Annotated in this window: 6 protein-coding genes; 2 read left to right on the plus strand and 4 right to left on the minus strand. The window is 73.1% G+C overall.

The window, feature by feature from the left end:
• On the plus strand, positions 1–233 hold a 233-nt coding region (locus tag D7X32_RS45820), incomplete at its 5' end, for a hypothetical protein (RefSeq protein WP_158625866.1).
• A 6-nt stretch (positions 234–239) separates the two neighbouring features.
• Here D7X32_RS45820 and D7X32_RS42680 read toward each other — a convergent pair.
• Positions 240–656 carry a hypothetical protein gene (locus D7X32_RS42680; RefSeq protein WP_120608230.1) on the minus strand — a complete coding sequence of 139 codons (417 nt, stop codon included), beginning with the start codon at positions 654–656 and terminating at the stop codon, positions 240–242.
• A 211-nt stretch (positions 657–867) separates the two neighbouring features.
• On the opposite strand from D7X32_RS42680, the gene D7X32_RS42685 reads away from it, so the two are divergent.
• A complete protein-coding gene (locus D7X32_RS42685; protein WP_120608231.1) occupies positions 868–3,087 on the plus strand; it encodes a fused MFS transporter/spermidine synthase family protein in 2,220 nt (739 codons plus the stop codon).
• Here the strand turns inward: D7X32_RS42685 and D7X32_RS42690 are convergent, their stop codons facing one another.
• The 3 genes from D7X32_RS42690 to D7X32_RS42700 all read right to left on the minus strand — a co-directional run.
• The gene (locus tag D7X32_RS42690) at positions 3,088–3,858 is read right to left on the minus strand and encodes a YoaK family protein (protein ID WP_120608232.1); all 771 of its coding nucleotides are present in this window, start codon (positions 3,856–3,858) and stop codon (positions 3,088–3,090) included.
• A 142-nt stretch (positions 3,859–4,000) separates the two neighbouring features.
• Positions 4,001–4,351 (minus strand): histidine triad nucleotide-binding protein, encoded by a 351-nt coding sequence (locus D7X32_RS42695; protein ID WP_120608233.1) that lies wholly within the window; start codon positions 4,349–4,351, stop codon positions 4,001–4,003.
• 63 nt (positions 4,352–4,414) lie between these two features.
• Positions 4,415–5,866: glycosyltransferase family protein (locus tag D7X32_RS42700; protein ID WP_120608234.1), on the minus strand; the 1,452-nt coding region annotated here is incomplete at its 5' end.

Below are 5,866 nucleotides of genomic sequence, written 5' to 3' on the forward strand. Positions count from 1 at the left end.
CCCCCAAGGACAGCGATGCGCCCACCGAGCTGGACAAGGAATGGGCGCAGACGAAGGCGCTCTTCCAGACGCTCAAGCGCAACCACAGCTGCGAGGCCATGTCGATGGAGTGCACCCTCTTCGACAAGCTGGCGGACGACTTCAGCGCGGGCGGCAGTGATACGCCGAGCCTCAAGCAGGTGAAGGCGCTGCACGACCGGCTGAAGGCCGTGAAGCGCGTTCAGGACTACTAGGCGCGCCTAGCGCAGCGTGCCCGCATCCGCGGGCCCCATGCCCGCGTCCCGCCCGGAGCCACCGGTGCCCGCCGAGGACGCCCCTCCCTGGTAGCTGTCCGCGAGCCCCGTGCCCAGCTCCCGGCTGCCGCCGGTGCTCGGAGTCGACTCGCCCTCCATCTGGTTGGGAGCCGCGGTGCCGCCCCCCAGCGAACCCCTGCTGTCGCTGTGGTAGGGCCTGCCGCCGCCCTCCTCGGTGGACGTGTCGCGCAGGTTGCTGCCCGCCTTTTCGCCGGCCTGGTCATCGTTGGCCCGGTGCTTGAGCTGCACGGGGTCCTGGAACCCTTGCGTCTCCGCCGGGGGCGTCTCCTTGCCGCAGCCCCAGCCTCCCAGGGCGCCACCCACCAGCAGTCCCAACCCCAACGCGCGCTTGAAGCCCTTCATGTGTTCTCCCCCTCGGGCGCGAGGAAGTCCGCGCCTGCCCGTCCGGGAAGTTAGGGCCGCTGTCCCATGAGGCCACCCACCCCGGCGGATGCCTGCCCGGTCGCCGGCCTTGCTCCAGGACGTGCCCGTGTTGACAAGACTGTCTCCCAGGCGGGAAACACCGGGAGCGCGGGACTCCTACGCCGTGCGTCTCCCTCTCCCCCGAGGCTGCATGGTGCGCTACGCCCTCGCCATCTTCACCAGCGCCTTCCTGCTCTTCGGCGTCCAGCCGCTGGCGGGCCGCTACGCGCTGCCGTGGTACGGCGGCACGCCCGCGGTGTGGACCGTGTGCATGCTGTTCTTCCAGGCCGTGCTGCTTGGGGGCTACGCCTACGCGCACGCGGTGGCGTCCCGGCTGCGCCCGCGCGCGCAGGCCTTCCTGCACCTGGGCCTGCTGGTGGTGGCGCTGGGCGCGCTCGCGGCGCGGGCCTCGTGGACGGGGTCTCCGCTGGCGCCGGGGGACGGCTGGCGCCCGGTGGACGAGCACCTGCCCGTGCTCCGGCTGATGGGGATGCTGGCCGTCACGCTGGGCCTGCCCTTCTTCGTGCTCAGCACCACCGGCCCGCTGCTCCAGTCGTGGTTCGCCCGCGCGCGGCCGGAGCGCTCGCCGTACGTGCTCTACGCGCTCTCCAACGCGGGCTCGCTGCTGGCGCTCCTGGGCTACCCGTTCCTCGTGGAGCCCTGGGTGGGCCGGAGCGCGCAGGCCTGGGGCTGGGCCGCGGGCTTCATCCTCTTCGTCGTCTTCGTCCTTGCCTGCGCCCGGGACCTGCTGCGCCGCGCGCCGGCGGCGAATGCCCCCTCCGCGAACCCCGCCGAGGAGGTCCGCACCGAAGCCGAGGGTGACGCCTCCGCGGCGTCCGCGCGCCCAAGCGTGGGGCGCACGCTGACGTGGCTGGCGCTGAGCACGTGCGCGTCGGTGCTGCTGCTGGCCACGACGAACAAGCTCTCCCAGGACGTGGCGGCGGGTCCCTTCCTGTGGGTGATGCCGCTGGCGGTGTACCTGGTCACCTTCATCCTGGCCTTCTCGCGCGAGTCCTTCTACGCGCGCACGCCGTACTCGGTGGGGCTCATCGCCTCCGTGGTGCTGGTGACGTACGCGCACAAGGAGGGCCCCGCGATGGGCCTGGGGTGGCAGGTGCTCTTCCACGCGTCCGCGCTCTTCACGGGCGCCATGGTGTGCCACGGCGAGCTGTACCGGCGCCGCCCGGCCCCGCGCTACCTGAGCGCCTTCTACCTCTGGGTGTCCGTGGGCGGCGTGCTGGGCGGCGTGTTCGTCAACCTCGTCGCGCCCGCCCTCTTCAACACCTACTGGGAGCACCCGCTGGCGCTGGCCGCGTGCTGCGGGGTGGCCTTCGCGGGGCTGATGCGCCGGCCGAAGGAGGAGACGGTGGTGGCGCGCACGCAACGCCTCTTGCGCGGGGCGATGCTGGTGGGCGTGGCGGTGCACCTGCCCGTGCTCGTCGCCACGGACCTGGAGCGCGTGCGCTTCGCCGCGCGCAACTTCTTCGGCGTGGTGCGCGTGCTGGAGCTGTCCCAGAACGACCCCCAGCAGCACCAGTACGCCCTGCGCCACGGCGCCATCACCCACGGCTGGCAGTACATCCGCCCGGAGCGCCGGAACATCCCCACGGCGTACTACACGACGGACAGCGGCCTGGGGCTCGCGCTCGCCGAGCAGCGCCGCTGGCGTCAGGCGCTGGGGCTGCCCACCGGCCTGCGCGTGGGCATGCTGGGGCTGGGCGTGGGCAACAGCGCCACGCTCATGGCGGCCGGCGACGACGTGCGCTTCTATGAAATCAACCCCGTCATCATCGACCTTGCGCGGGGCCAGGGCGGCTTCTTCAGCACGCTGACGGACACGCCCGCGCACGTGGAGGTCGTCGAAGGCGACGCGCGCATCTCGCTGGAGAAGGAGCTGGAGCACGGCTCGCGCCAGTTCGACGTGCTGGCGCTGGACGTCTTCAGCTCGGATGCCATCCCCGTGCACCTGCTGACGAAGGAGGCGGTGACGCTCTACCTCCAGCACCTGGCGCCGCACGGCGTGCTGGCGCTGCACATCAGCAACCAGCACCTGGACCTGGTGCCCATCAGCCTGGCGCACGCGCGGGCCAACGGCCTGTCCGCGGCGCTCGTCGCGCTGGACAGCGAGGGCGACGCGGTGTCCAGCGCGTGGATGCTGCTGAGCCCGGACAAGGAGTTCTTCTGGGGCTCCACCTTCCGCCAGAGCCGCGCGCGCGTGCGCCGCCTGGTGCTGCGCGGCGAGCCGGAATACGTCTGGACGGACGAGCGCAGCAGCGTGCTCCAGGCCCTGCGCCCCAGGGCCCAGGGCCGCGCCGCGGCCGACCCGAACGTCACGGACGCGCCCGCGGTGGCCGGGCCCTCGGCGCCCTGATCAGTGGCCCGGCGCGGCGGGGGACGGCGCGGGCTTGACGGTCAGCCGCACGTCCAGCGCGGCCAGCACGCCCAGCACCGCGCATGGCAGCACCAGCGTCACGGCCCCGTGGCGCAGGAACAGGAACGGGCCCAGCGTGGAGCCCGCGAGGAACGCCAGGGCCAGGCCCAGGTGCAGCCGCGTGCGCTCGAACTGCACGGCGGAGGGCAAATCCCTCACGCGGCGCCACAGCCCCGGCGCGCCTTCCCCGCGGATGCCGTCGCGCACCCACGCCAGCATCTGCACCAGCTGGATGCCGATGTCCGTGAGCAGCCCCGTCACGTGCGTGGTGCGCACCACCGCGCCGGACACCCGCGTGACGAGCGCGTTCTGCAGCCCCATGGCGAAGGCAATCCCCCAGAGCAGCGCCGGCGCGCGCGTGCCCGGCATGGACGCCATGCCCAGGCCCACGGCGCCCAGCACGAGCGCCTCCACCAGCAGCGCGGCCACGTGACGGCCCCGCGTGCGGTGCCGCGAGGCATCCAGGAGCCCCGTCGCGCAGAAGGCCCCGGCGACGAACAGCCCCATCAGCTGCGCGGGCAGCCGCGCCGTGTCCCAGCGGCCCTGGGCCAGGGACTCGCCCAGCGTGGCCATGTTGCCGGACATGTGGGACGCATGCGCGCCCATCGCCACGAACCCCATGGCGTTGACCGCGCCGGCCACGGAGGCCAGCAGCACGGCGAGGCGGGAATAGGCACGGCGGGACTGGGGCGACGACTGGGCACTGAACATGAAGGGCGGACCCGCCCGGGAAGAAGGGCAGGCCGCGCGCCGGAAACGTTAGCACCGGGCACCCCGGAGCGCTGTCACTCCGCAATGGGCGGGCGGCGCCTCAGGGCTCGGAAGACGGCTTGGAAGCCGGCTGGGCGGACGGCTAGCCCGGCGGCCAGTGCAGGGTGCGGCCCGCGAGCAGGTGCAGGTGGATGTGGAACACCGTCTGGCCCGCGTCGCGCTGGGTGTTCATCACCACGCGGTAGCCCGTGTCCGCGAAGCCCCGCTCGCGCGCCACCTTCGCCGCGCCGATGTAGAGGCTGCCCACCAGCTCCCGGTCCTCCGCCGTGATGTCGTTCACCGTGGCGATGTGCTTGCGCGGGATGAACAGCACGTGGGTGGGGGCCTGGGGGTTGATGTCCTCGAAGGCCAGGCAGTGCTCGTCCTGGTAGACGACCTTCGCCGGGATGAGGCCATCGCGAATCTTGCAGAAGAGGCAGTCGGATTCGGGCATGGCCCTGGCTTTACCAACCCGCCGGTAGGGCCGGAAGGGTATTCCGGGCCCGGACTGTCCCCCTCAGGGCAGTCGCCACGAATAGCCGGGGTCCGGCGTGCAGCCCGCCACGGGCAGCTTCACCAGCACCAGCGGGCCTTCCCGGGCCACCGTCGTGCCCGCGCCCTCGTAGCCCGCCCGGGTGATGACGTGGCTGAACAGGTTGGAGCCCCGGCCGGGGCCGTTGTGGGGATACAGCGGCACCTTCCGGTGGAAGTAGCTGTAGCCCCCCGTCCACGCCTGGTGGACGGTCTCCACCTTCAGGCCGCACACGTCGTCCCGCCGGCCCGCGGCCTCCAGCAGCCGGTTGACCGGACCCTGGTCGTCCCACGCGCTGTCCTTGGGGCGCACGCGTTCGTACTGGCCCAGCTCGCCGAAGGTGAGCGCCCCCGCGTTGGCGCCCGACACCAGCGCCGCCGCCACCACCGCCACCGTGGCGGTGGCCCGCGCGGGGAAGCCGCGGAGCACGCGCAGCACCGAATCCAGCCCCACGGCCGCCAGCGCCGCCAGCAGGGGCAGCGCCGGCACCAGGAAGCGCAGCTCCTTGTGCGGCTGGTACGCGTGCAGCAGCACGAAGGCCGCCGTCAGGAAGGACAAGCCCCACGCCCGGGGCAGCGCCAGCAGGGCCAGCGCGCCCACCAGCACGGACAGCCCCGGCATCGCCGTGCGCAGGATGCGCGGGTAGTAGTCGAAGGCCTCCGTGCCGAAATTCGCGGCCTTGCCCTGCACCAGGTTGAAGTCCAGGTAGACGATGGCCGAGTGGAACCACCGGCCCCAGGTGAGCTTGTCCAACAGGCCGAAGGCCAGCGCCCACCCGGCCAGCACCGCCAGCGCCACGCCCGCCTGACGCCACTGGCGCCGCGCCAGGAGCACCGCCAGCAGGCCCACGCAGAAGACGCCGTTCTGAAGCCGCAGCAGCACCGCCAGCCCCAGGAGGGACGCCCCCGTCACCAGGGCCCGCCGGGACGCGGAAGCGGGCAGCGCCAGGGCCAGGCCCAGCACCACCGGCAGCACGGAGGCGTTCTCGCTCATGGCCCGGGGGGCGAAGTACAGGGGCACCACCGCCAGCGCGAACAGGGCCGCCCCGCCGGAGGCCGCCAGGGTGGAGGCCCCGGACGCCCGGGAGAGCCGCCACGTGGCCCACGCCGTCGCGGTGCCCACCCCGGCGAAGAAGCCCTTCACCAGCCCCAGGTAGCCCGCCGGGTCCGTCAGCCCCACCAGCCGCCCCAGCCCCAGCAGCCCCGCCACCAGCGCCGGCAGGGCCCAGTTCCGGGCCCCCTCGACGAACTCCCAGGCGACCAGGCCGTAGCCGTAGACCAGGCGGTGGGCGGGCTCCAGGCTCTGGTAGACCTCGTCCGGCCAGTAGATGCCGTCGTCGTTCAGCGCCCGGTACAGACGGAACGCCGCGCCCAGGACGAGCACGCCCCCCAGGAGGAGCAGGCCCAGCCGGCGCTCGAAGGGGGCTTCGCCGGTGGC

Source organism: Corallococcus carmarthensis (assembly GCF_003611695.1).
Taxonomy (GTDB): Bacteria; Myxococcota; Myxococcia; order Myxococcales; family Myxococcaceae; genus Corallococcus; species Corallococcus carmarthensis.

What these genes read in the sequence shown, in the direction of transcription:
- D7X32_RS42680 (WP_120608230.1), bottom strand. Translation starts at nt 656, where the DNA reads ATGAAGGGCTTCAAGCGCGCGTTGGGGTTGGGACTGCTGGTGGGTGGC.
- D7X32_RS42685 (WP_120608231.1), top strand. Translation starts at nt 868, where the DNA reads ATGGTGCGCTACGCCCTCGCCATCTTCACCAGCGCCTTCCTGCTCTTC.
- D7X32_RS42690 (WP_120608232.1), bottom strand. Translation starts at nt 3,858, where the DNA reads ATGTTCAGTGCCCAGTCGTCGCCCCAGTCCCGCCGTGCCTATTCCCGC.
- D7X32_RS42695 (WP_120608233.1), bottom strand. Translation starts at nt 4,351, where the DNA reads ATGCCCGAATCCGACTGCCTCTTCTGCAAGATTCGCGATGGCCTCATC.